Annotated in this window: 21 protein-coding genes; 11 read left to right on the plus strand and 10 right to left on the minus strand. The window is 69.0% G+C overall.

The annotated features are described in order from the left end of the window. Nucleotides 1-31: 31 nt before the first annotated feature. Nucleotides 32-2539 (plus strand): tetratricopeptide repeat protein, encoded by a 2508-nt coding sequence (locus ED92_RS32800; protein WP_161791128.1) that lies wholly within the window; start codon nucleotides 32-34, stop codon nucleotides 2537-2539. A 101-nt stretch (nucleotides 2540-2640) separates the two neighbouring features. Here ED92_RS32800 and ED92_RS32805 read toward each other — a convergent pair whose 3' ends face one another. The 6 genes from ED92_RS32805 to ED92_RS43465 form a co-directional block, all read right to left on the minus strand. After that, the gene (locus tag ED92_RS32805; protein WP_037345096.1) at nucleotides 2641-3153 is read right to left on the minus strand and encodes a hypothetical protein; all 513 of its coding nucleotides are present in this window, start codon (nucleotides 3151-3153) and stop codon (nucleotides 2641-2643) included. A gap of 148 nt (nucleotides 3154-3301) precedes the next feature. Then, nucleotides 3302-5749, minus strand: coding sequence for a tetratricopeptide repeat protein (locus ED92_RS32810; RefSeq protein WP_037345098.1), 2448 nt, complete (start codon nucleotides 5747-5749; stop codon nucleotides 3302-3304). 84 nt (nucleotides 5750-5833) lie between these two features. After that, the gene (locus ED92_RS32815; protein WP_037345100.1) at nucleotides 5834-6157 is read right to left on the minus strand and encodes a helix-turn-helix transcriptional regulator; all 324 of its coding nucleotides are present in this window, start codon (nucleotides 6155-6157) and stop codon (nucleotides 5834-5836) included. A gap of 193 nt (nucleotides 6158-6350) precedes the next feature. Further along, nucleotides 6351-7181: a peptidase inhibitor family I36 protein gene (locus ED92_RS32820; RefSeq protein WP_235213419.1), complete on the minus strand. Its 831-nt coding sequence runs from the start codon at nucleotides 7179-7181 to the stop codon at nucleotides 6351-6353. 158 nt (nucleotides 7182-7339) lie between these two features. Beyond that, nucleotides 7340-8614: a threonine/serine exporter family protein gene (locus ED92_RS32825; protein WP_081975975.1), complete on the minus strand. Its 1275-nt coding sequence runs from the start codon at nucleotides 8612-8614 to the stop codon at nucleotides 7340-7342. Between the two features lie 96 nt (nucleotides 8615-8710). Further along, the gene (locus ED92_RS43465) at nucleotides 8711-8935 is read right to left on the minus strand and encodes a hypothetical protein (protein WP_235213420.1); all 225 of its coding nucleotides are present in this window, start codon (nucleotides 8933-8935) and stop codon (nucleotides 8711-8713) included. A 664-nt stretch (nucleotides 8936-9599) separates the two neighbouring features. Between ED92_RS43465 and ED92_RS32835 the strand changes: the two genes are divergently transcribed. The 4 genes from ED92_RS32835 (at nucleotide 9600) to ED92_RS32850 (ending at nucleotide 14907) form a co-directional block, all read left to right on the plus strand. After that, the gene (locus ED92_RS32835; protein ID WP_052121003.1) at nucleotides 9600-10142 is read left to right on the plus strand and encodes a hypothetical protein; all 543 of its coding nucleotides are present in this window, start codon (nucleotides 9600-9602) and stop codon (nucleotides 10140-10142) included. Beyond that, the gene (locus ED92_RS32840; protein WP_037345103.1) at nucleotides 10139-11248 is read left to right on the plus strand and encodes an MAB_1171c family putative transporter; all 1110 of its coding nucleotides are present in this window, start codon (nucleotides 10139-10141) and stop codon (nucleotides 11246-11248) included. The genes ED92_RS32835 and ED92_RS32840 overlap by 4 nt, the downstream gene beginning before the upstream one ends. A 165-nt stretch (nucleotides 11249-11413) precedes the next feature. Beyond that, a complete protein-coding gene (locus ED92_RS32845) occupies nucleotides 11414-11875 on the plus strand; it encodes a helix-turn-helix domain-containing protein (protein WP_037345104.1) in 462 nt (153 codons plus the stop codon). 227 nt (nucleotides 11876-12102) lie between these two features. Beyond that, nucleotides 12103-14907, plus strand: a complete 2805-nt coding sequence (locus ED92_RS32850) for an AAA family ATPase (RefSeq protein ID WP_161791129.1) — start codon at nucleotides 12103-12105, stop codon at nucleotides 14905-14907. A 57-nt stretch (nucleotides 14908-14964) separates the two neighbouring features. Here the strand turns inward: ED92_RS32850 and ED92_RS32855 are convergent, their stop codons facing one another. Next, on the minus strand, nucleotides 14965-15780 hold the full coding sequence (locus ED92_RS32855; RefSeq protein ID WP_037345106.1) for a class I SAM-dependent methyltransferase: 816 nt from the start codon (nucleotides 15778-15780) through the stop codon (nucleotides 14965-14967). A gap of 182 nt (nucleotides 15781-15962) precedes the next feature. On the opposite strand from ED92_RS32855, the gene ED92_RS41490 reads away from it, so the two are divergent. Then, nucleotides 15963-16652 carry a VC0807 family protein gene (locus tag ED92_RS41490; protein ID WP_052121006.1) on the plus strand — a complete coding sequence of 230 codons (690 nt, stop codon included), beginning with the start codon at nucleotides 15963-15965 and terminating at the stop codon, nucleotides 16650-16652. A 108-nt stretch (nucleotides 16653-16760) separates the two neighbouring features. Then, complete coding sequence (locus ED92_RS32865; RefSeq protein WP_037345108.1) at nucleotides 16761-18422, plus strand: NAD(P)/FAD-dependent oxidoreductase; 1662 nt, start codon at nucleotides 16761-16763, stop codon at nucleotides 18420-18422. Nucleotides 18423-18485: 63 nt separating this feature from the next. Here ED92_RS32865 and ED92_RS32870 read toward each other — a convergent pair whose 3' ends face one another. Beyond that, the gene (locus tag ED92_RS32870; RefSeq protein WP_037345110.1) at nucleotides 18486-19025 is read right to left on the minus strand and encodes a DUF1453 family protein; all 540 of its coding nucleotides are present in this window, start codon (nucleotides 19023-19025) and stop codon (nucleotides 18486-18488) included. Nucleotides 19026-19202: 177 nt separating this feature from the next. Here ED92_RS32870 and ED92_RS32875 point away from each other — a divergent pair, with 177 nt between their 5' ends. Then, nucleotides 19203-19871 carry a response regulator transcription factor gene (locus ED92_RS32875; protein ID WP_037345111.1) on the plus strand — a complete coding sequence of 223 codons (669 nt, stop codon included), beginning with the start codon at nucleotides 19203-19205 and terminating at the stop codon, nucleotides 19869-19871. Here ED92_RS32875 and ED92_RS32880 read toward each other — a convergent pair. Beyond that, entirely contained in the window at nucleotides 19868-21007 is a 1140-nt protein-coding gene (locus ED92_RS32880) for a sensor histidine kinase (RefSeq protein WP_052121008.1), read from the minus strand. The two genes, ED92_RS32875 and ED92_RS32880, sit on opposite strands and share 4 nt — an antisense overlap. 200 nt (nucleotides 21008-21207) lie before the next feature. Between ED92_RS32880 and ED92_RS32885 the strand changes: the two genes are divergently transcribed. Then, nucleotides 21208-21963, plus strand: a complete 756-nt coding sequence (locus tag ED92_RS32885; RefSeq protein WP_037345113.1) for a thioesterase II family protein — start codon at nucleotides 21208-21210, stop codon at nucleotides 21961-21963. 234 nt (nucleotides 21964-22197) lie between these two features. Here the strand turns inward: ED92_RS32885 and ED92_RS32890 are convergent, their stop codons facing one another. Next, nucleotides 22198-22686 (minus strand): DUF1453 family protein, encoded by a 489-nt coding sequence (locus ED92_RS32890; RefSeq protein WP_037345115.1) that lies wholly within the window; start codon nucleotides 22684-22686, stop codon nucleotides 22198-22200. A 304-nt stretch (nucleotides 22687-22990) separates the two neighbouring features. Between ED92_RS32890 and ED92_RS32895 the strand changes: the two genes are divergently transcribed. Next, on the plus strand, nucleotides 22991-24331 hold the full coding sequence (locus ED92_RS32895) for a UDP-glucose/GDP-mannose dehydrogenase family protein (protein WP_037345116.1): 1341 nt from the start codon (nucleotides 22991-22993) through the stop codon (nucleotides 24329-24331). A gap of 35 nt (nucleotides 24332-24366) precedes the next feature. Then, nucleotides 24367-25590, plus strand: coding sequence for a glycosyltransferase (locus ED92_RS32900; RefSeq protein ID WP_037345117.1), 1224 nt, complete (start codon nucleotides 24367-24369; stop codon nucleotides 25588-25590). Nucleotide 25591: the final 1 nt, after the last annotated feature.

Genomic DNA, 25591 nt, shown 5'->3' on the forward strand with positions numbered 1-25591 from the left:
CGATCGACCATACGGACTACCCTTCCCGACCGTGAATCCCGACCGGACGGACGTGGGCGAAGTGCCGCCGGAGCCGCTGGGCGCCGGTTCGTTCGACGAGCTGGCGGCCCGGCTGAACACGCTGCGCGGCTGGTACGGCGTGTCCTACCGCGAGCTGCACCGGCGGGTCGTGCGAGGGCGGCGGGCGGCGGGCAACCCCGATCTGCCGGTGTTCAACACGGTCTACCGCTGCCTGCGGCCGGGGAGACGGCGGGTCGACGCGGACCTCGTCGCGGACATCGTGCGCGCGCTCACCGCCGATGAGGCGGTGGTGGCCAGGTGGCGGCAGGTCTGTCAGGTGATCGCGGGGCTGACGGCGGACTCGTCATGGGTGACCGTCGCAGGTGAGCTGCCTGCCGACAGCACGGACTTCGTCGGCAGGCACGCCGAGCTGGCCGCGATCACCTGCCCCGGCGGAGACGAGCGATGCTCGACGGTCGTGATCGACGGCATGGCCGGAGTCGGCAAGACCAGCCTCGCCGTCCGTGCCGCGCACCGGCTGGCGCACCGGGACGGCGTCGCGGTCCGGTTGTGGGCGGACCTGCGCGGCTACGACGCCGATCGCGCGCCCGCCGACCCTCTCGCGGTGCTGGACGAGTTCCTGCGGCGGCTCGGCGTGCCGGGCGGGGAGATCCACCGTCTCGGTCCGGCGGACAGGCAGGCGACCTACCGGCGGCTGCTCGCGGACCGGCATCCGATCGTGGTGCTGGACAACGCGGCGGACGCCGACCAGGTGCGCCCACTGCTGCCGGACCGGCCGGGCGGCGTCGTGCTGATCACCAGCAGACGGCGGTTGACCGGCTTGGCCGGTGCGCGGTCCGTGCACCTGGAAGCGTTGCCGGGGACCGAATCGCTCGACGTGTTGCGCAGGCTGGTCGGCGCGGCGGAGGTCGCCGAGGACACCGAGGCCGCCGCGCGGATCGCCGAACTGGTCGGCCATCTGCCGCTCGCGTTGACGGTGGTGGCGGGCCGGATCCGGAACCGCCGCGACTGGACGTTGCGCGACCACGCCGCCCGGCTCGCGGAACGCCGGGACACCCTGCGGGTCGAGGACGAGCTGGAGAACGCGATCGGTCTGTCCTATGCGGACCTGCCCGCCGAGGCCGCGCTGCTGCTGCGGCTCCTCGCGATCCATCCCGGCCGCGACGTCGACACGCGCGCGGCGGCCGCGCTCGCCGGGGTGGACCTGGGTACGGCGGAGGAACTTCTGGGCGAACTCGTCGCCGGCAGCCTGGTGCAGCGGCACGTCCAGGACCGGTTCGGCCTGCACGACGTGGTCCGTCTCTACGCGGCGGGGCTGGCGCGGGACGTGGACGCCGCTTCCGCGCGGCAGGCCGCGCTCGGGCGGTTGTTCGACTACTACCGGCACACCGCCTGCCGCGCCATGGACCGCTACGCCCCGCATGAACGCGACCGCAGGCCCGTAGTGTCCACTTCGGACGTTCCGGCACCGGACTTCGCCGACCTCGCGGCGGCGACCGAGTGGCTGGACGTCGAACGGCACAACCTGGTGGGCATCACCGCGCTGGCCGGGGAACAGGGCCGGAGCGAGGACGCGGCGATGATGTCGCCGATCCTGAACCGGTACCTGTACAACGCGTTGCTGTTCGCCGACGCGGAGATCGTGCACGGCATCGCGATCCGCGCCGCCGACCCGCTGATCCAGGCGAGCGCGCATATGAGCCTCGGTGCGGTCTACCTGCGTTCCAACCGCTACCAGGAGAGCATCGAGCAGCTCAAGCAGGCGCTCGAGCGATACGACGCGGCCGGTGACCGGACCAGCTGGGCCCGGGCACTGAACAACCTCGGCAACGCGTTCGACCGGCTCAGTGACTTCGCGGCGGCCGAGGACTGCTACCGGCGGGCGTTGCTCGTGCACCGGGCGACCGGCAACCGCACCAGCGAGAGCCGTGCGCTGGGCAACCTCGGGAACAGCGCGATGCGTGTCGGCGACTGGGACAAGGCGGCGACGTACCTCGACGAGGCGCTGGCGATCATGCTGGAGGTCGGGGACCGGGTCGGGGAATGCCTGACCTACGGCAACCTCGGCACGGTGCGCGAGCAGCAGGGGCACTCCGCCGAGGCGCTCGGCCACTACCGGCGGGCGCTCGTCACCGCACGCGAATTCGGCTACCGGTTCCCGGAAACCGAGGCCTTGCTCCACATCGGAGTGTTGCTCGCGCGGCTGGGCGAGCACGACGACGCCTTGACACACCTGAGCGAGGCACTGGACCTCGCACGCCGGAACAGTTTGGGCGAGTTCGAGGTCAAGGCGCTCAACGGAATCGGCATCGCGCTCGACGGCAAGGGGGACGCCGCGGGCTCGATCGCCAGGCATCGCGAAGCGCTCGCGGTCGCCGAGAAACTGGGCGATCGCTATGCGCAGGCACAGGCGCACAAGGGGATCGAACGCGGTGCGGCCGTCACCGGCGACACCGGCACGGCCGACGAGCACGGGCGGAAGGCGCGGGCCCTGCTCACCGAGATCGGCCTGCGTTAGCCGGTGCGACCGCACGGCGCAGTGACGGTTGCGAAAGCCACTTTCGTAACGTCGAAGGTTGTGAAAGTGGCTTTCGCAACGTCAAAGGGCGAATGGCCGGCTCACGCCCACTTGTACCCGACGCCGAGGAAACCCGGCTGAACCTTCGCCCGCACCTTGGGGGTGGCGGCGAGGCCGAGGTAGCCGCCGCCCTTCTTCGGCGGTCCCGACCACCGCACGACGACGGTGCCGGAGGTGCCACATCCCGCCGTCGTCCAGGTCGCGACGCTCTTCTTTTTCTTGGTGCTCCAGTAGTGGCCTTGGACCTGGACGCAGATCCTGGTGTTGCTTCCGGACTGCGCGGCCCACTTGTAGCGGCGGTGCTGCGGATTCTTCTTCGACGCCGGGCTGATCCAGGCACAGTCCGAAGTGGACACCTTCCAGCCGCTGTACCCGGCTGTGGCGCCACGCCATCCGCCGCAGTCGGTGGTACCGACTTCCGGAGCCTCTTCGGTCAACGTGACCTCGGCCGTGCTGTCATCGGCCTCCTCGGCCATGGCCGGCGCGCTCTGCATGGCGAGCGCCATACCCGCGACCATGAGGCCGGTCGTGACCCGTGTCGTCCATTTCTTCAAAATGCGTCTCTTTCTCGATTTCGCGCGCTCGGATATTTTCCATCGGCCGTTAATTCGGCTACGTCAGACATTAACGGCGACGCGGGGAGCCGGACAATGATCTTGAGCGACGACCTTGATCGAGGTTGATCGAGAGTTCCGAAGTCGGCTATGAGCGCACCATCGCGATACCCATCGCGTCGTACAGCGACTGCGCGCGTTCGCGATACGGCTTGGCCTTGTCCGGCGCGCCGACGCCGTCGTGGGTCGCCGCGATACCGGTCAGCGCGCGGGCCTCCTCATGTGGTTCGCGGGTCAGCCGGGCGAGTTCGGCGGCCCGCGTGTAGTGCGCGAGCGCCGAAGGCCGGTCACCGCGGGCCAGCGCGCTGTCCGCGAGCCCGTTGTGCACGAGGGTCTCCAGCGGCCGGATGCCCGTCGCCACCGCGATGTCGAGCGCGGCCTCCTGGTGCACGCGGGCCGCCGCCGCGTCGCCCTGCCGTAGGTGCACCAGCCCGAGGTAGGCCAGTGCGTACCCTTCGGCCTCCCGGTGGCCCTCGGCCCTGCTGACCGTCAGCGATCGGCCGAGGTGGTCGTGGGCCTCCGTCCACCGGCCCAGCGCGCGGTACACGTCTCCGAGGTTGTGCAGCGCGATCGCTTCGCTCAGCCGGTCACCGATGCGTTGGGCGTTGGTCAGGCAGTGCCGGTAGCAGTCGAGAGCGGCGTCCAGCTCACCCCGGCGTTCGTGGACGAAGCCGAGATTGGACAGCGCGCGCCCCTCGTTGAGGCGGTCGCCGTTGTCCCGGGAAACCGTGACCGCCCTGCTCAAGTGGTCCGCCGCGTCGGCGTAGCGGCCCAGTTGCCCGTACACGGTGCCGAGGATGTTCAGTGCGCGACCGGTGACGACCGGGCTCGCGTCGACGTCGAGGCAGCGGGTCAGATGGGTCACCGCCTCGTCGAAATGGCCGAGCCTGGCGCAGATCGCGGCCAGGTCGACGAGTGCCTGCTGGATGCCGATGGCGTCGCCCGCCCGCTGTGCCTCGCTGAGCGCGAGACGGTGCAGTGTGCGCAGCTCGCCGTAGTGACCGTGAACCCGCAGCACCTGCCACAGCACGGTCGAGAGGTCGCGGGCGTAGGTGTCGCCGGTGGCCGACGACTGTTCCGCGATGGCGATCAAGGTGGGCATCTCCGCCGCCAGCCAGGTCGCCGCGTCGTCGGCGTCGGTGAACCTGACGTTCTCGGCGATCGGGGTGAGCAGCGGTCTTCGGTTGGGGTCGCCCGCCCCCATCGACCCGGCCGCGTCGGCCGCCCCGGCCACACAGTGCTCGGCGAGCCGGCGCAGGGCCGCCGATCGCCGCCGCGCCGGTTCCTCGTCGGCGCGGCCGCGCGCGTAATCGCGGACCAGATCGTGGAATTCGAACCGGCCGTCCGCGCGGTGCGCGAGCAGCAGGTGACTGTCGACGAGCGCGTCGAGGAGCCGGCGGGTCTCCGGCGGATCGGTGCCCAGCAGAGCCGACGCGGCGGCGGTGTCCCAGTGCGGGCCGGGGTGGAGCCCGAGCAGACGCAGACCCGAGGCGACGTCGCCGGGCAGCGCGTCGTAGGACCAGGACAGCACGGAGGGCAGGGAGGTGGTCTTCTCTTCGGTGGTCAGTGCGGCGAGCCGGCCCCCGGCCGAACGCATCGAGGCCGCCACGTTCGCCAGGTTCCGGTGGTGCGCGAGCCGTTCACCGACGATGCGCAGGGCGAGTGGCAGGCCGCCGCATCCCGACACCATGTCGGCGAGCGCGGTGCGGTCGGTGAATCTTCGCCCGTCGCCCGCCAACCGGTCGAGCAAGGAGAACGACTCCCGCTCGGTCAGCAACGGCACCGGCACCCGGTGGGCGTCGGCGCTGATCGTCAGCCCATGCAGGGCCGCGCGGCTCGTCACCACCACCGCGCAGCCCGCGTGCCCGGGCAGCAGCGGCCGGACCTGGTCCGCCGAGCGGGCGTTGTCCAGCACGATGAGCACCGAACGGCCGGCCAGCACACTGCGCAGCGACGCGGCCCGGTCGTCGAGGTCGGCGGGCACGTCCGCCACGGGCACGCCGAGCGCGCGCAGGAACGACCGCAGCACCTCTGCCGGATCGACGGGCGCCCCCGGCCCGTACCCACGCAGGTTCGCGAACAGCTGCCCGTCGGGGAAGTCCTGCTTGACGCGGTGCGCCCACTGCACGGCCAACGAGGTCTTGCCGACCCCGGCCATGCCCTCCACCACCGCCACGAGTACACCTGCGCCGGCCCTCTCGCGGTGGAGGGCGTCGAGCGCGTCGATCTCCCGCTGCCGCCCGATGAACGACGTGATGCCCGAAGGGAGTTGCGCGGGCACGGAAACGGCCGCCGTTCTCGGGGACGACACCGCGTCCGGGCAGTAGTGCCGCACGAACCGGCTCGCCTGTTCGCCCTGGAGACCCAGCCCCAGCGCCAGCGCCTCCACCGAATGGCGCCGTGGCCGGGCGACCCGGCCGTGCTCGATGTTGCTGATGCTCCGCACCGTCAACCCGGTGCGTTCCGCCAGCTCCTCTTGCGTCAGCCCGGCATCCCGCCGTGCCTCACCCAGCAGCGAACTCGGCTCACGGTCCATTTCGCGGATGTTAGAGCGGGTGTGACGACGAAAAACGGTGGTTCGGGGAAGACTTTGATCGAAATTGGTCGAAAACGCCGGGGATCAGAGTCTCAAGAGACGGTGTGCCACTGGGGCTGACGTGCCGTCGGCCGTGGCGGACCGCTCCGCCGCTCGTTCGAAGTCGGCGCGGGCCTGACCGGACAGGCCCAGCCCGGCCGCGATGAGCCGGACGGTGTCGCGGCGGGGCCGGTCGACGCGGCCGTGCTCGAGATCCCTGATCGCCCGGACGCTGACCGTCGAGCGGGCGGCGAGAAGCCGCTGGGTCGCGCCGAGGCTGGTCCGGTGGCTGCGCAGCAACCTGCCGAAACGGGCCGGCCCCTCGTCCGCCGGGGTCGTCGTGTCCGGCGCGGGGGCGGCGCCGGACACTTGTCCGAGGTATCGGGGCAGGGTCGGTCCCGTGTGCACGACTTGAGTCACTGGCGTCCTCCGCTTCGCTCAGCGATGCCGCCTCATGGTCGGCAGGCGGCGAGGGGAGGAACAACCGGAAACTTCCCCGAAGAAGTGCCGGTCCACCGGGGAAGCCCGTTCGGCTCAGGCGAGCCGAACGGGCCCGGCGGCGTTATCCGCAGCAGATGTTGTAACCGTGGTTCCGCCAGAACAACGAGGGACTCGGATTGTCGAGAACCGGATCGCCGGTGCTGTCCGACGCGCTCTCGTGCCTGCCCGGCCGGTACTCGACATGCGTGTGCGCGGAGCTCGCACCGCGATACTCCTCGGTGCCGATCTGCCGGCCACGGCCGACGAATTCACCGACCGCGAGCCCGTTCGACGGATTGAGATGCAGGTAGATGATGGTGAAATCCTGATCCCGGTTGTAGATCGCCAACGTGGACAGGCCGCCGCTGCCGTTGCTGCCTTCGGTCTTCCTGATGACCTGGCCCTGGGTCATCGAATACACGGAAACGCCGAAGCCCCGGGCGAAGTCGATACCCTCGTGCCTTCCCGACGTACTCACGTAGCCGTCGAAATAGGAGCTGATACGGCCGGAGTCGCTGTGGTAAAGCCCGGTCTCCAGCCATTCGTTCCCCGGCAGGCCGAGCAGATGACCGACGTTTTCGTTGTACGTCGAGGTCAGGTTTCCTTTGGCGCCGTGCGGGAACGAGTCGATCGGGCCCGTCCAGCCGTTCTTGAAGAAGACGGTGACCACCGCGTCCCGCCGGTTCCACACCGAGGTCGCGTTGTTCCTCACGCACAGGCCCTTTCCCGCCCCCGCGCCGAGGAAGTGATAACAGTCGGCGCCCGTGCCGTAATTGCCGACCGACGCGTCGAAATCGCTGACCGATCCCTGTTGGTTGCTGTTGTAGTAAAAACAGAATTCGCCGTCTTCGCAGACGCCGTTCCGTGCCGTCGCGGCTTGCGCGGCCGGGGTGATCAGGAGAGTGCCACTCAACGCCAATACCATGCCGAACAGTGCGATCATCACTCTTCTCAACGACGTTCCCTTTCCCTTTGAACGCGGCGGATCAGCCAGTGCGCGACGGTACGTACGGGAAGGACGCCAGGGAAGTCGTGAAGGGAAAACTGCCGCTCATTCGGCGACCTTGATCCTCAGTTCAGTTCGGGAGCGCGGCTTTCGGTGCGACGTAGTGCCGCGAGTTGCAGGCCTAGCACGACACCGACGCCGATGGCCGCGGTGGACACGATCGCTTCGGCCACGGCGGTCCACGATCCGGGGACTTGGGCGAAGACCTGCGACAGGCTCAGGTACATCGCGGGTCCCGGCAGGACGGCGCCGGTCAGTCCGGGGATGGTGACGACGGCGGTGGGGACGCGCAGTGTCCTGGCCGCGGTGCCGGCGAGGATGCCGAGCACCGTGGTCGCGAGGAAGATCGCCAGCGGGGTGGCCAGACCGAGCGCCGAATGCCCTACCCAGTTCACCAGGGAGGTGGCGACCCCGGCGCCGCAGGCGAGCGGCCACCACCGGGCGGGCGTGCCCATCAGGATCGCGTTCCCCAGCGACCCGACCAACGCCGTCACCGGCACCAGGGCGAGCGGCAGCGCGGCGAGCTGGACCCGGCCGGCCTCGCCGAGGATGTCGAGACCGTTGGCCACCGACACCACGACCATGACCCCGGAGAGGATCGCGCCGGTGAGCAGCAGGACCGTGACCATGCGCGCGGCCGCCATCAGATGGAAATCGCCGACGGCGTCTTCGACCAGCGAAACCAGGGACAGGATCGGCAGGAGCAGCACGAGGTTGGCCGCGGAGAGGCTCGCGGCTTCGTGTCCGTCGAGCAAACCCAGTGACAGCAACGCGATCGCGGCCACGAGTACGGTGCCCGCCTTGGCGGCGACCTGGAAGAACTCCGCGATGCCGATCAGCCCCAGTGCCCAGCCGACGCGGTTGGCGAGCACGAACAACGCCGCCGCGGCCAGCGCGGCGAGGACGGTGCCGTTCGCCTGCAGGCAGATCATCGCCGCGAGCAGGCAGCCGCCGAGCAAGCTGACGTACCACGGCCAGGTCGGGCCCGCCGCGGAGAGTTCCTCGACCGACCGCTCGGCTTCTTCCGGTGAGATCTCGCCTGTGCCCGCGCGGACGGCGAGCGTTTCCAGATCTCCCATCCGGCCGATGTCGCGCGTGTCGTTCGCCTCGATGCTGCCCAGCAGCACCACCGGCTCGCCGCCGTCGCTCGGGCAGTACTGCACGTGGATGGCCCGCACCGCGACCGAGATCCGCGGATCATCGATGCCACCCGCGCTCGCCAGGCGTCGAACCGTGCGGACGACGACCGCGGTCTCGATGCCCTGACGGAACATCTGCATCGCCACGTCGAGAGCGAAGGTCAGCACACGTCGCGCCCGTGCGCGCTCGTCCTCCGACATGGCGGGAACTGTAAAGGGCCGACCCGCCCAGGAGAGTGATCGCGAGCGGGACGGCCACCCGGCTTGACCCGATCGTGGCACGATCGGCCGGTGCCGTCACCGCGGAGGCTGCCGGTACTTCCGCGTGAACTTGGCCTCGCCGATCCGCACGCGATCGCGTCGTTCGTGCGGCTGCCGGGCGACCAGCCAGTGGATCGGGTCGGGGGAGTCGAGCCGGGCGGCGGCTTCGTTGTACACCTCGTCCCAGTCCGCGCCGACCTTGCCGAGCAGGAACCGGAACAGCGGCGTGTAGTCCAGGCCCCGGCGCGCCCGCCGCCTCATGGACCCGCGTGTCCGATCGGAGGCGAGTTCTCTCTTCGTGTTGCGCTGGTGCCGGTGATCCCCGCCGTGATCATGGTGGACGAGTCTGGCGCGGGTGTTCACACGACGGTACAGCGGTTCCCTCATCGCACCTGCTTTCTTTGTCTCGGCGAGTGTTCACGCGCGCCTTCAAGACTAACGTCAAGAAAGGACTCCCGATGACTTTTCGATTTTCGCGGCCGGCGCGAAGAATTGACGTGTCCAAGCGGTCGAGTGAAGCCGTGGTGTGATTGGCCCTTGTGTTCGACTGGTGGGATCCCGACGTCAAAGGGTCTGTCTGACGCTTCGCAATCGATCGATTACCTAGTGCCAATAGGGACAATGGTGTCCGGACAACGGACGCCCGGTAAGGGGTGGCGGCCCTGTTCCCGCTTTGGAGACGGAGGCTCTTCCTCCTGTTCGCCGTGGGTTCGGCGGCGAATATTTTCCGGAGTTGATCCGTTCAGGTGATGCGCTGACGCGAACTGATCACTCGTGTTAGCCTGCCGCTGGTTGCTCGCGAGGGTCTGGCGTTTCGGATGTGAAGTCCGCGTCATCTGGGGAAGCGAAACAACCGCGGTGCGGCATTTCCTTCTTCGCCACGGGTCTGTGCGGACCCGTGGTATCGAGTGGTCCTGGGGGTCGGGTGAAAGCGATTCATGGTTTCGTCGAGACCATTGCCGCTGAGCGGAAACTTCGTCGTGGCCTGCGTAAAGAATTTGTCAAGTTCGGGATCGACGGGCCGGTCGAAATGTCCGAACTCTGCCGCCGCATCGGGGAAAGCCGAGGTCGGCCGATCAAACTCATCGCGTTCCCGATGGAGGTTCCCGGCCCGTGTGGAGCGTGGCTGAGCGCGTCTTCCGGCGACTACATCGTCTTCCAGTCGGAGACCACCCGAATTCACCAAGAGCACATCATCGCGCATGAGCTGGGTCATATCCTGTCCGGCCACCAGGCCGAACCGGATGAAGAGGAAATATGGTCCCGGTTCATGCCCGACCTCGACCCGGGGGTAATTCGCAGGCTGTTGAAAAGAACGCAGTACGACTCGGTCAGGGAACGGGAGGCCGAGACGATCGCCACCCTCCTGCTCGAACGGTCCGTGGTCGTCCGGCAGCTCGCCGGGCCGGGTTCGTCGCGGACCAGGCGGATGCGGCACGCCCTCGACGAGGCGCGGGGCTGGCTGTGAGCCTGGCCAAGGAGTTCGTGATCGCGGCGCTGGTGTGGTTCTCCTTCCGGCTGGCTCGATCGCCGCGCGACCCGGCGATCTGGGCGCTGGTCGGCTGCCTGGTGCTGCGGTTGCTGACCGCGCCGTCGAGCATGGTGGCACTGCACGAATTCACCGGCGGGGCGCTCGACGTCGCCACCTTCCGCCTGGTCCAGACGATCGCGCTCGACGCCAGCCTGTTCTGCCTGCTGGTCTTCTTCCTGCTCTCCGCCGGCGGCTCACGGCGGCGGGTGACCCTCGACGCCGGGCTGCTGACGCTGGTCTGCGTGACCTTGGCGGTGGCGATGTTCGTGGTCCCGGCCGCGTCCCGCGAGCAGGCCTTCGGGGTCGGTGCGGCGCTGCCGTCGGTGGTGACGGAACCGGGGGTGGCGTTCTTCTACCTGGTCGACGCGGCTTACAGCACCTATGCGACGGTGCAGGCGGCGAGCTGGGCCCTGCGCGACGCCGCGGGGAACCCGCTCCGGGTCCGCTGGGGACTGCGGATCGCCGCCTGCGGCCTGATCGTGCTCGCGGTGACCTCGGTCGCGCGGTTCGGCACGATTCTCGTGCGCTGGTCCGGTGGCGACGTGCCCTCGGCCGTCCCGGTCGTGACGGCCGTGCTGGTCCACCTGGGAATCATCCTGTTCATGGCCGGGATCACCCTGGTCGGGGTGCTCGCCGTGGTCGCCGCGGCCCGGCTGTGGCTGCGGCACCGGCGGCGGTACGAGGATCTGCGTCCCTTGTGGGGGCAACTCCACGACGTCTTCCCCGGCGACGCGCTGTACTCCGGGCAGCGGCACGGGTGGCTGGAGGAACTCGCGTTCTGGCGGATGCACCGCAGGTATTGGCGAAGAGTCGTCGAGATCCGCGACGGACTGGTCCGGCTGAGCCCGTACCTGGCCGACAGTGGTTTCGTCGAAGGCCGGGAACGGGTTTCGCCCGAGGTCTTCCGCGAGGCGCTGGCGCGATTGCGTGCGGGGGAGCGGCCGACCTCGCGTACCGCGGTGGCGGTGGCGCGCCCGGAAGGGCCGGACATCGAGGCCGATGTCGGGGCGCTCGTCACGCTGTCGAAGACCCTGCGCGCCTGATCGCCCGTTTTTTCCTCAGTTGTACGGAACCAGGAGCGACTCATTCACGTCAGTTGATGAAAGGGAGGTGGCCGCCTATACTCCGGTACTCGGGGGGACCTGCACCGCCATACGGCAGCGCGGCACGGGTTCGTGAGGAACTCGGCGGTGTTCTTGGGAGGCAGCATGTCCCGGCAGGACGAACCAGGCCGGAGCCTGGCCGAAAAACTCGACCACCTGTTCGCGCACGTCACCCGGCGCAACGGCAGCGAATTCACCTACGAAGAGGTCGCGTCCGCGATCACCGCCGAAGGTGTGACGATCTCCCAGAGCTACGTTTGGCAGCTGCGCAAGGGAAAGAAGGACAACCCGACGCTCAAGCACCTGCAGGGGCTGGCCGATTTCTTCGGCGTCCCGGTCACGTACTTCTTCAACGAGGGCGTGAGCGATCGGGTGGACCGGCAGCTGGAGTACCTGCGCGCGGAGCAGGCACGGTTGCGTGAGCTGGCCGACACCGACGAGGTCCGGCTGATGGCCATGCGCGCGGGCGAGCTCACGACCGACCGCCGCGAGCTGGTGAAGAACCTGCTGGACGTCGTCTGGCGGGATCAGCAGGCCATGCGGGAGCGTGGGTCCAAACAGGACTGACGCATCCGGCGTCGCCGAATGTGCTTGTCGTGTCTGGGTTTTCGGTTCGTCCACAGTGTCCGTCCACTGAGAAAAACGGACGAACCTCTCATTTGTTCTCTTGGGTCGACACGATAGGGTGAAGTCCTCTAGGCTCCTCGGCAAGAGTTCCTGTGTGGAACGGACGACGTCGGTTCGCCACCGGACTCCACATTGCGGGTTTGCCATGGGGGCGACGAAGAATGCACGTGAAATCATCGAGCAGAGCGGACGGCGACGTCCGTGCGGGGGCGTACCCCCGCGCGGAGCTGCTGGTCCTGCGAGACTTCTTGAAGGAAACCGAACAGGGAAACGCCGTCGCGGCGGTGGTCACCGGGACCGCCGCGAGCGGGAAAAGTGAACTCCTGCACGCATTCGGGCAACAATGCGCTGAAGCGGAAGCAACGGTATTGAGCGCGCTTTGCGTGGAAGCGGAGAAGGATCTTCCGTTGACCGCGCTGTTCCAGCTTTTCCGCGGCCCGGCACTGCCGGAAGACCTGCGCGCGAAGGCCACGGATCTGCTCACGCGAGCCGAGCGGACGGGGCTGACCGGGCGGCCCAGCACGCACCTGATGCTCGACCTGCTGGAGCTCGTACGCGAGCTCGCCGCGCGCCGACCGGTCGTGGTACTCGTCGACGACTTCCACCATGTGGACACCCCGTCGTTGCACTGGCTGATGTTCCTCATGCGCCGCATGCGCACGATGAACGTGCTCATAGTGCTGACGGAGTCGTTGTCCGCCAAGCAGACGTTGCCCTTGCTGGGCGCCGAGTACCTCCGGCTCCCGCACTGCCGCCGGATCCGGCTGAAGCCGCTGGGCCGCGACGAGGTGGCCCGGTTCGTCCCGCCCGGCCAGGACGACACCCTGGTACAGGGCCTGCACGAGCTCAGCGGCGGGAATCCGTTGCTGGCACAGGCACTCCTCGAAGATCTCCGTGCCTCGGGCGTACCCCTCGCGCCCGAGACCCGGCCGATCCCCGGGGATCACTACTGCCAGGCGGTGGCGGCGTGCCTCCAGCGCGGCGACCAGGACACCCGGACCCTCGCCGGGGTCCTCGCGGTGCTGGGCAAGGGCGAAACGGTCTGTCTCGCCGTCCGGGTGGCCGGGATGGACCAGCGCACCGCCGGCCGCGCGATCACCCTCCTGCACCAGGTCGGTCTGCTCGACGCGGGCCGGTTCCGGCATCCGATGACGGTGACCGCGGTGCTGGCCGACGTCCCGGTCCCGGAACGCGCTCGGCTGCACGAACGTGCCGCCGTGCTCCTGCACCACGACGGCGCCAGTGCGCTCGAGGTCGCCCGCCACCTCGTCGCGGCCGACCGGGCCGAGCGGCCGTGGGCGGTGCCCGTGCTGCGCACCGCGGCCGAACTGGCCAAAGTGGACAACCAGACCTCGTTCGCGGTCCAATGCCTGAAACTGGCCTGCCGGTCGTGCGGGGACGAAGCGCTCGAGGTCGAGATGGTGACCCAGCTCGCCGGTCTGGAGTGGCGGAACAACCCGGCCATCGGCGCCGTGCACACCGACCGCCTCTACGAGATCTTCCTCGCCGGGCAACTCCCGGTACGGGCCGCCGCCATCCTGGTGCGGTTCCTGCTGTGGCACGGCCGCACCGGGGAAGCGGGCGAGGTGCTCGACAAACTCGCCGTCATGGAACCTTCGGCCGACGATCGCACCGAAGCGGAACTGCGCATCACCCGGCTGTTCATCCTCTGTTCGTATCCCGTTCTGCGCGACAAGCTGCCCGCCCCGGCCGCGAAGGATCGCGTTCCCGCGCAATCCTTCGACCCCAACGTCCAGGCCGCGATGGCGTTGAGCCGGATCGTCACCAACGGCCCGGACGACGACGCCATCGCCTCGGCCGAGAACGTGCTGAAGAGCATCCAACTCGGCGACACGATGGTCGAATCCGTGCGCAGCGCGCTGTTCGCGCTCATCTACGCCGACCGTCTCGACAAGGCGGTGCCGTGGTGCGAGCTGCTGCAGCAGGAGGCCGCCGACTGCGACGCGCCCAGCTGGCAAGCGGTGTTCGCGGCCGCGAGGGCGGAAATGGCTCTGCGCCAGGGAGATCTGGTGACGGCGGAGAAGCAGGCCAAGGCGGCCTTGACGTTCATCACGCCGCAGAGCTGGGGTGTGGCCGTCGGAGTCCCGCTGGCGACGCTGTGCCTCGCCGCCGTCGGGATGGGCAAATTCGAGGAGGCGGCCGCGCATATCAACCAGCCGGTACCCGCCTCGATGCTGCAGACCCGGTTCGGTCTGCATTACCTGCGCGCCCGCGGCAGGCTCTACCTGGAGACCGACCGGGTGCACGCGGCGCTCGGCGACTTCGTCCTCTGTGGGGAACTCAGCAAGAGCTGGGATTTCGACCTGCCGGTGCTGGTGCCCTGGCGCGGTGACACGGCCGAGGCGTACCTCCGGCTCGGCATGCCGGAGAAGGCCAAGTCCCTTTTGGACGAACAACTCGCGAAACTCGCCGGCTCGACGTCGCACGTGCGGGGAATCTCGTTGCGGCTCAAGGCCAAGATCGCGGAACCGCACAAGCGGCCCGAATTGCTGCGTGAAGCGGTGAAGATCTTCCAGGCGGGCGGTATCCGCCTCGAACTCGCCCGCGCGCTCGGCGATCTCAGCCGCGCGCACTACACCCTCGCCGAGTCGGGCCGTGCGCGCACGGTGGCCCGCCAAGCGTGGCACATCGCGAAGGGTTGCCACGCCGAGGTGATCTGCCGGGATCTGCGTCTCGACGGAACGGCCGACGAGGGGAAGCCGGTCTCCACCACGGCGGACATCGCCGCGTCGGGCGTCGAACGCGAGCTCATCGAATCGCTGAGCGAGGCCGAACGACGGGTCGCCGGGCTGGCCTCCCTCGGGCACACGAACCGGGCGATCGCGAGCAAGCTCTACATCACGGTGAGCACGGTCGAGCAACATCTGACCCGTGTCTATCGCAAGCTGGACGTCAACCGGCGCCGGGATCTCCCGTCTTGGCTCCAGGTCTCGGTCGTCAACAGCGCCTGAACGTGAACGACGAAGGTCTCCTTACCCGGTCGGGTAAGGAGACCTTCGTCGTTTCGTCTACTTGACGGCGGTCACGGCCGCCATCGTGCCCGCCCACCAGTAGGTGCAGTCGGCGGGCGGCTTCAGGCCGCGGACGACCTCCACCCGGAACGAGCTGAAATGGTCGAGCAGGGCACGCTGGTGCGCCCGGCTCAGTGAGTCGATTTCGTTGGTGTAGTAGGAGAAGACGCCGCCGGGGCGAAGGTGGGCGGCGGCGTGCTCGAAGAATTCGGCGGCCAGCACGATGGCCTTCGGGCCCAAGGTCCTGGCGAATTCCCGTTCATCGGTCGGGTAGGTGTCGTAAAGGATCGCGTCGTACTGGCCGAGGCCGCCGAGCACGTCCTGCCAGGCGCCGAGTTCCAGCCGGATATCGCGATCCGGCCACTGGGAACGCCATTTCTCGAACTCGGCCTTCACCTCGGAGTTGATTTCGATCAGGGTGTGCGACCGGACGCCGGCGTCCTGGACGTAGGTGGCCGAAATGCCCATCCCGAAACCGACTTCGAGCAGATCGCCGCCGTTCGCCGCGGCGTTTTCCGCCAGCACCTTCATCAGTGGCCGCTCCCAGTTCTGCATCACCTGCTGGCCCTGGATGAGCAGCTGCGTCGGATCGCTGTAGTCCGCGGTGCTGTCCTGCCAGTTCCGGCGGATCAGCGGCCGGTGCGAGCCTTCGACGAATTCCTGCTGGATGGTGTCGAGGTGTTCCAGATCGCTCGCGAACTCGAACACCGCGCGGCCGAGAAGGAGGTTGCGCTGGCCGGGCCCCTTGGCCCGCAGGAAGTCGTCCCTGACGGGGTCGACCGTTATCTTGAATTCCTTGAAGTTCCGTTGCATTCTGGTATATCTCCTACGGTCACGCGAGTTCCTTTCACCCTCACGGTATCGGTGATCTTGGTGTCGTGCCGAAATGCAGGGGGTGACTTGACCACTGAACGACACTGACGTCGGGAATAGGGGTTCACGAATAGGGGGTGAACTTCTCCGCACGGGTGGTTTCCCCGTGATAGGAACTTCACATGCCGGGGGAAACGAAGAACCAGGAAACCGACGGACGCGGCGCGCGCACGCGCTCCCTCGTCTCGCTGATCGCCGACGTCACCGTGCCGGTCGTCGTCTACTACGTACTGCTCGCCTTCGGGTGGAGCAGCGGCTCCGCCTTGGTGGCGGCCACGATCGCCATCGGCGTCCTCGTGCTCGCCGTCGCGGTGAAGGAACGCAAGGTCGACGGCTTCGGGGTGTTCGTCCTCGTCGTCTGCGCGGTCACCCTGCTGGTCTCCCTGGTGAGCGGGGACGAACGCCTGCTGCTGGCCAAGGATCCCTTCACCAGCGGCCTGGCCGGGATCGCCTTCCTCGGCAGCCTCGCCTTCGGGAAACCGGTGACCTTCTTCATCTCCCGGCGGATCCGGGCGCTGACCCCGGCTCGCCGCGCGGGCTGGGACCGGCTGTACGACACGGAACCCGAGTTCCGCAAACTGCACCGGATCTCGACCGCGGGCTGGGGCGTGGTCCTGGTCGCCGAGTCGGCCGCGCGGCTCGTCCTGATCTACCTGCTGCCCGCGTCGGTGATGGTCGGCCTGTCCACCGCGATCGAACTGACCGCGATCACCGGCGTGGTCGCGTGGACCGTCTGGTACCGGCGGCGCTCCGCCGGCCGCGGCCTGGAAAAGGCGCTTCACACGGCGGATACCGCGCCCGCCGGTGTCTAAAATGGACTAGGGGCGAGTAGGGGAAAGTGAGGGGTTGGTCCCCGCCGGACCCCGTCGTACGTTTCGGTCGAGACAGTGTGGCCCCGATGACCAGGGAGATCCGCCACGATGACCGCAGCCGATTTCGCGCCCCCGCTGACCACTCTCTGCCCCGATTTCCCGTTCGCCTACGACGATTGGCTCGCGCATCCGGCCGGGCTCGGCGAACTGCCACCGGACCGTCTCGGCCAGGAGGTCGCCGTCGTCGGCGGCGGGATAGCGGGTGTGGTCGCGGCCTACGAACTGCTGCGTCTCGGCTTGAAACCGGTGGTCTACGAAGCGGGCCAGATCGGCGGCCGGATGCGCTCGATCCCGTTGGCGGGTGAGGACGGCGCGGTCGCGGAGATGGGCGCGATGCGGTTCCCGCCCTCGGCCACCACCCTGTACCGGTACATCGACGAGGTCGGCCTGGAGACCAAGCCGTTCGCGAACCCGTTGTCCCGCAGCACTTCCACCACGGTGATCAACCTCGACGGCGTGACCTATCGCGCGCGGACCCCGGCGGATCTCCCGTCGGTCTTCCACGAGGTCGACGACGCCTGGCACAAAGCACTGCAAGAACTGGCCGATCTGTCCACCATGCGCGACGCCATCCGGATGCGCGACACCGCCATGGTGAAGGCGATCTGGAACCGGCTGCTGCCCGAACTCGACGACCAGTCCTTCTACGGTTTCCTGGCGCGGTCGACGGCGTTCGCCTCGTTCCGCCATCGCGAGATCTTCGGCCAGGTCGGCTTCGGCACCGGCGGCTGGGACACCGACTTCCCCAATTCCGTGCTGGAGATCCTCCGCGTCATCTACACCGGCGTCGAAGAGGGGCCGCGGCAGATCATCGGCGGTTGCCAGCAACTCCCGCGGCGGCTGTGGCACCACGCGCCCGCCTCGGCACGCTTCTGGCCGGCCGGTACCTCGGTCGCGTCGCTGCATGACGGGTCGCCGCGTCCGGCCGTCCTCGGGTTGCGCCCGGCGGCGGACGGGTTCGCCGTCGAGGACGAAAACGGTGACGTGCGGACCTACCCGGCCGTGGTCTTCACCGCGCAGCACCGGGTGCTGCTCACCAAGATCGCCGGGGTGCGCCCGCTGCTGCCCGCGAACGTGTGGACCGCACTGGAACGCACGCACTACATGGGGGCTTCGAAGTTGTTCGTCCCGGTCGACCGGCCGTTCTGGCACGACGTCGATCCGCGCACCGGTGAGGAACTGATGGGGATGACCCTGACCGACCGGACCCCGCGCAGCGTCTACCTGTTCGACGACGGACCGGACGCGCCGGCCGCGCTGTGCCTTTCCTATACCTGGAACGACGATTCGCTCAAATTCGCCACACTCGGCCCGGCCGAGCGGCTCGAACTCGCGCTCGACGCGCTCGCCGACATCTACCCGGGCGTCGACATCCGCTCCCACATCACCGGCGACCCGGTCACCGTCACCTGGGAGAACGAGCCGAACTTCCAAGGCGCGTTCAAGGCGAACCTGCCGGGGCAGTACCGCTACCAGCGTCGCCTGTTCACCCATTTCCGTCAGGACGACCTTCCCGCCGCCCAGCGCGGCCTCTTCCTCGCCGGTGACGACATCTCGTGGATGGGCGGCTTCGCCGAAGGGGCGGTCACCAGCGCGCTCAACGCGGTGTGGGGGACGCTGCGCCATCTCGGCGGGGCCACCGACCCGCGCAATCCCGGACCCGGCGACGTCTTCGACCACATCGCGCCGATCGAACTGCCCGAGCCCTGAACGGGTCGAGGCCCGGTCCGGCGACTGGGGGATAGTCGACGGACCGGGCAGGCGAGACAGTGCTCAGCTCGCGTAACTGGGGGTTCGCTGAGCCTGCCTGAGTACCTTGGCCCGGTACACCCAGACCCCGGCGGTGCGGAAGATGACCATCGTCAGCGCCATGGTGACGAAGAAGGCGGAGACGCCGCCGGCGTCGATCCCGGTGTCCATCAGGAACTTGCCGAAGTCGGCCGCGAACGAGTGGCTGTGCTCCAGCGTGTAGACGAAGATGAGCCGTCCCACCAGGACCAACAGCCACAGTCCCAAGTAGACCCAGCCCGCCCTGGTGTAGACGGCGGATTTCTCCTGGTCCCACTCGACCTTCGTGCCCTTCAGCAATCCCCAGCCGATCAGGACACCCGCCGCGATGCCGACCAGGCCGGCCAGTGAGTTCGGCGTGGTCAGCTTGAGGTCGTAGAGGACCGCCCAGCCCACCAGCGCGCACGTGAAGAACGGCAGGATCAGGATGACCAGGTGGGCCTTGTGGCGACCGATGTGCGTGAACAGCACCAGCGCCAGCAGTACGCCGCTCAGGATGAGGGCGTTTCGCATGGCTTCACTCATCAAAACTCCTTCGAAAGACTCCCCATCCGGCAGTTCGATGCCGGTTGTCCCGAAATCTAGGGCGAACGGCCGCGCCGATCATCGGCGCGCGGGTGGGAATCCGGTTGGAGATCGGCGTCCACCTCGAGGTGGAGTGCCGTGTGGCGCGGACCGGTGAGGGCAGGAGATGATGCAGACATGGTCGAAGAAGTGCCCCCGGTCCGGATCGTGATCGCCGAAGACCAAGCGGCGGTACGCGAAGGGCTGGCCCTGCTGGTGGGGACGGTCGCGGGGATCACCGTGGTCGGCCAGGCGCCCGACGGCGAGGTCGCCGTGCGGCTGGCCGGGGAACTACGCCCGGACGTCGTGCTGATGGACCTCTCCATGCCCCGGTGCGACGGCGTCGAGGCGACCCGGCGGATCAAGGAACAGCATCCGGAGATCGAGGTCGTCGTGCTCACCACCTACGCCGACGACGACTGGGTGCTGCGCGCCTTGGAGGCCGGAGCGTTGGGATACCTGACGAAATCGGCGAACAAGCACGAAATCGGGCGCGCGGTGCACGCGGCCGCGGCGGGGCAGGCCCTGCTCGACCCGCGGGTGCAGCGGCGAGTGCTCGGCGCCGCCCTCTCGCCCGCGCCCGCTTCGGCGCCGCAGCCCGAGGACGACGCGAAGCTCACGAAACGGGAAGCCCATGTGCTGACGCTGATCGCGGCGGGGCGCAGCAACAAGGAGATCGCCGCGGAACTGTTCGTCAGCGAGACAACGGTCAAGAGCCATATCAACCGGATCTTCGCCAAGACGGGGAGCCGGGATCGGGCGCAGGCCGTCCGTTATGCCTACCAAGCCGGTTACGTGCGGGACTAGCCCGGCACGCGGGCGGTGACGTCCCAGAACCGGCCGTCCGGACCGGTGACCAGGGTGCCGTCGACGAGTTCGATCCGTTCGCGCATCCCGGTCAGGCCGTAGCCCGGCGTGTGCCCGGGGTCCGGTGCGGCGGCGAGGGGGTTGCGGACGTGCAGCCGGACCTCGTCCGGCGGGTACTCCAGTTCGACGCTCACCGCCTCGCCCGCGGCGTGCTTGGCCGCGTTCGTCAGCGCCTCCCGGCAGATCCGCAGCAGCGCGATCGTCTGCGCCGACGGCAGATCGCGGTGCTCGCCCAGCATGGTGAACTCCGCCGGGGTGTCGTGTTCCCGGCCGAAGGTCCGCACCAGTTCGTTCAGCGCGTCCGGCAGGGCGCGGACGTCCTCGCGCAGCGCCGCCACGGCGTCCCGGACGTCGCTGAGCCCTTGGTCGGCGAGACTTCGCGAAAGCGCGAGCGAACGCAGGGCGCCTTCGGTGTCGTCCTCCTCCACCAGCAGGGTGTGCATCACCTCCAGCTGGACCCGCAGCGCGCCGAGGGAATGGGCGACGACGTCGTGGATCTCGCGGGCGATACGGGTGCGCTCGTCGAGCGTCGCGGCCCGGACGCCCCGGGTGTGCGCCAGCCGTTCCTGGTGCAGCAACCGTTCCGCCTGCGCGACCCTGGTCAGATGCCCGCGGCGGGTGAATCCGATGAGGACCACGATGACGACCGCGCCCAGCGCGCCCAGCCACGCCTCCGAAGGGCGGTGGCCGAGCAGGCTGGAGGCCACGATGGCGGCGGCGTCGAAGACCATCAGCGCGATGATCGCGACGGTGTCCGGCTCCAGCCGTGAGGCGAACGCGGCGAGGGTGATGCAGGTCATGATCACGGCGGTGCCGTCGGTGGCGGCGCCGGTGCCGAAGGCCGGGACCGCGCTCGCCGCGGCCAGCGGGAGCAGGGCGGCGCGGGGGAAGCGCTCGCTGATCCCGATCCACAGCAGCCAGCTCGCCGACGACACGGCGTAGAGCACCCACAGCCAGCCGGCGCCCGCCGGGACGGTCGCGGTCATCTGGGTGACGGCCAGCAGCGCCGTCCCGGCCGCGGGCGCGGCCCATCGCCAGCGACGTTCCTCGACCTCTTCGGACACTGCTTCGGTCATACGACGATCGTAGGGCCACCACGACTTTCCGCTCGCGGGCGATCATTCCGAGGGTGGAAATACCGTCACCGTTGGTAGGAGGTCGCTCTCTCGCGGTTGTTTCCGCAGGAAGCGTCCGGCTAGTGTTCGCCGAGGCGAAAGAAAGCGGTCTCTCCGACCCTCCGCCGAACAATTCCCATCCCTTTCGGAGGAATCCTGCGATGACCGCTCCAAGCGGCGATGCCGGGGACTGGGTCCGTGTTTTCCGGCCCGGAGGACCGTCGGTACCGCGTCTGATCTGCCTGCCCGACGCCGGTGCGGCCGCGAATGCGTTCTTCCCGCTTTCCGCCGCGCTCGCGCCGGGGATCGAGGTGCACGCGGCGCAATATCCGGGACGTCAGGATCGGGTCGCGGAACCGTGCGCCGAAGACATCGGGGAATTGGCCGACCGGGTCACCGGGGCGCTCGCGCTCTGGGAAGGCGCGCCGTTCGCGGTGTACGGCCACGGAATGGGCGCGGTCGTCGGTTTCGAGGTGGCCAGGCGACTGGAGCAGGTGCTGACCGGCAGCCCGGTCGCGCTGATCGTGTCCGGTTGCCCGGCCCCGTCCCGGTCCGGCTCGCTCGGGCTCCACCTGCTGCCGGATCAGGACCTCGTGGCCGAGCTGTACTCGCTTCGCGACGCCGGCTCGCCTGGTGCGCGGGACGCGGAGCTGCTCAAGGCCACTTTCCCGGCCATCCGGGCCGATTTCCGGGCGCTGGCCGCCTACCGGCCGGAGCCCGCGCCCGCGCTGCGCTGTCCGGTCACGGTGCTCGTCGGCGACAGCGATCCGACGGTGTCCCTCGACGAGGCGCGCGCCTGGCACGAGTACACCACCGGCCCGTTCGACCTCCAGGTCTTCCCCGGCGGGCACGGTTTCCCGGAGGCGCGGCCCGAGGAGTTCGCCGAGGTGGTCACCGCCGCGGTCCTGCGGCGGTGAAGCGGCATCGTCGTCCGGCACCCGCTGTACCGATCGGCCGCACTCGCGTGATCACAGGCGGTACATCCCGAGTGCGGCCTCCAATCACGCGAGTCACGCCTCCGCTCACGCCGCGCTTGGGTGCCCAGTCCGTGAAGGCCTCCTTGAGGGACCCAGGGTCCTCAAGGAGGCCTTCACGGACTTCGGTTCTAAGCCGCCACTCACGACCCGATGCACCAAGCGTGACGTCCGGGGTCAGCGCTGCGGGCTGCCGCCCGGGATCTTGGCGCCGCCGAGACGGGCGGACAGCACGAGCGTCATCGCCATCAGGTTCGCGCCCAGCGAGAGCAGGATGGTGCCGCCCCCGGAGGTCAGCGTCGCGCCGGCGAAATGCCCGATCACGCCGAGCACGCCGCGGACGAGCAGCAGGCCCACCCAGACGGCGAGGCCGAGCGCGCCGATCCGCTGGTAGACCTTGTCACCGCGCCGCTGCAGCTGCGTCATCGCGCCCATCGCGGCGCCGCCGAGGAGTGAGACCAGCAGGCCCACCCCGAGGAAGACGATGTCGGTCACGCTGATGGTGGTGTCCAGATGCCGCATCTGGATGACCCCGATGGCGACCAGGGTGAGCGGCCCGCCCCAGATTTCCACGTTCTCCAGCGGCTTCCAGCTCATGCGCTGGTAGATCACGTAGACGACGACGGCGATGGCGACCGCGATGTTGATCAGCGTGCTGGTGTCCACTGCGCACTCTCCTCGGCTGTGGGCGACCTGTTCGTTCGGTATCGATCACGAGCGTAGGAGCAGGCACCCGGCGCGGCGACCAACCACGGGTTGACGTCCGGGTGGAATTCCCCGATCCACCCGAACCGGGGATCCGGCGATTAGGGGTGGGCACCGGTCGCTAGGGGTTGTTGGCGCTTCGAGGCCGATCCTACTGTCGGGTTCATCGGCCGGACCGCCAATTCCCGGCCCGATCGGCTCTCGCTTCCGAATCCCCTTTCCCGGAATTCGGAGCCGGATTTCGCCGACTGAAAGGTGTCTCACGTTGCATTCCTACCAAGTGGCCGTCGTCGGCGCCGGATACGTCGGGCTGACCACCGCGGCGTGTCTCGCCTCGCTCGGACACCGGGTCCGGTGCACCGATTCCGATCGCGGCAAATTGGCCCGGCTCCAGCGCGGTGAGGTCGACATCCTGGAAAAGGGCCTGCCCGGTCTGGTCGCCGAGGGAATCGCCGCCGGACGGCTCGGTTTCGTCGAATCGGCCGCGGAGGCCGTCGAGACCGCGGAAGCCGTGTTCCTTTGTGTACCCACCCCGATGGGCGAGGGCGGGATGGCCGATCTGTCGGCCGTCATCGACGTCGCGACCAAGGTCCGCGACGTGCTTTCGCCGGGTTGCGTGCTGGTGAACAAGTCGACCGTGCCGGTCGGGACCGCGGCCAGGGTCGCCGCGCTGCTCGGCCGGGACGACGTCGCGGTGGTGAGCAATCCGGAGTTCCTCCGCGAGGGCACCGCCGTCCACGACTTCCTCAACCCGGACCGGATCGTCGTCGGTTCCGACACCCGCGGCCCGGCGGAACGCGTCGCGGCGCTCTACGCCCGGCTCGGCGCCCCGACGGTGCTGACCGACGCGGCGAGCGCGGAGATGGTCAAGTACGCCGCCAACTGTTTCCTCGCCACGAAACTGTCCTATGTGAACGCCATCGCCGAACTGTGCGAGCGGCTCGACGCCGACATCGGCGACGTCACCGAAGGCATGGGTTACGACCGACGGATCGGCCCGACGTTCCTCTCGCCGGGGCCGGGCTGGGGTGGTTCCTGCCTGCCCAAGGACACCATGGCGCTCAAGCAGGTCGCCGAGGTCGCGGGTTTCGAGTTCGGCCTGCTCGACGAGGTCATCTCCGGGAACGCGAAGCAGGCGTCCCGGGTGGTCGAACGGATCGCCGTGGCCTGCGGGCTGGCCGCGGACGCGGATCTCACCGGCCTGCGGATCGGCCTGCTCGGGCTGACCTTCAAGGCGGGCACCAACGATCTCCGGGATTCCCCGGCACTGAGCGTCGCCCGGCTGCTGGCCGAGCGCGGCGCGGAACTGACCGGATACGACCCCGGCCTCACCGGCGCCGAACCGCCGATCCCCGGCGTCCGGGTCGTCGACGACCCCTACTACATCGCGAAGGACGCGCACGCGCTGGTCCTGCTGACCGATTGGCCGCAGTTCCGTGCCCTGGACTGGCCGCGGATCGCCGGCCTGCTCGAAGGACCGGTCGTCATCGACACCCGCAACCACCTCGACCCCGACGCGCTCAGCCGGTCCGGCATCGCCTGGCGCGGCTTCGGCAGGCCGCCGGTCGACCCGGTGCGCACGCCGTCCCTCGATCCCGTTCCCTGACCGTCCTCAAAGGACAGAAACGAAAGGTGGACCCCATGCGGGTTTTGTGCACCGTGACCGGCTCGCAGGGCCACGCACGGGCGGTGCTGCCCTTGGCCAGGGCGGCGGCGAAGGCGGGCCACGACGTCCTCGTCGTGACCCCGCCGGAACTGGCCGACGTCTTCGAGCCCGGGCTCATGCGGATCGAACCGGTGCTTCCGGGCATGGTCGAGGCCATCGGCCGGATGGTGCAGGAACGTCAGGAGGCCGAAGCGGCCGGGACCCCGCGCCGGGTGCTGGACACACGCGACCAGCTGATCGCCACCGCGAGCGGCCCGCACGTCACCACCGCCTACCAGAAGCTCTACCCCCTGGCCAAGGAGTTCCAGCCCGACATCGTGGTGCGTGACGGCGCGGAGCTGTCCGGCGCGCTGGTCGCCGAGCAGCTCGGCGTCCCGTACATCAGCGCGCCGTCGGGTGCGGGCAACCTGATCGACCCGGCGGGTCTGGTGGAGCCGCTGAACGAACGCCGCCAGGAGCTGGGGCTCGCCGCCGAACCCGACGCCGGGATGGTGCACCGCTACGGCCGTTTCGACTGCCTGCCCGCCGACACCTCGTTCGCCGCCTTCGATCTGCCGACGCCGTTCACCTACCGCCAGCCGTCGGAGGTGGCCACCGGCGAGGTCCTGCCGCCGGAGATCGCCGCGCTGCCCGCGGACCGGCCGCTGGTGCTCGCCTCGGTCGGCACCGCGCTGCCCATGCTCGGCGCGTTCAAGGCGTTCGGCATCGACCCGCCGGAGGAGATGGAAGACCCCGACGTCACGGTGCGCGCCCTGATCGAAGGACTGTCCAGTGTGGACTGTTCGGCGGTGGTGGCGACGGCCGGGTTCCCGATCGGCGACGTCGAGGTCGGTGACAACGTGCTCGTCGTCGAACGGATGCCGCAGCCGCTGCTGCTCGAATGCGCGCAGCTGTTCCTGACGCACGCCGGGTACAACAGCATCCGTGAGGCGCTGCGCGCCGGAGTGCCGATGGCCACGCTGCCGCAGTTCGGCGACCAGCCGCACAACGCGCGCCGTATCGAGGAGCTCGGGTTCGGCAAGCAGATCCCCGCCACCACACCGGAAGCGGTCGCCGAGACCTGCCGCGCGGTGCTGGCCGACACCCGGATCGCGGCCACCGTCGCGCGGGCCCAGCGGCGGAGCCTGACCATGCCGGGCGTGGAGTCCGCCGTGGCCCACCTCGAAGAGCTCGCCGGCCGGGCCGCGGGAACGGAGTAGC

Source organism: Amycolatopsis sp. MJM2582 (assembly GCF_000754115.1).
Taxonomy (GTDB): domain Bacteria; phylum Actinomycetota; class Actinomycetes; order Mycobacteriales; family Pseudonocardiaceae; genus Amycolatopsis; species Amycolatopsis japonica.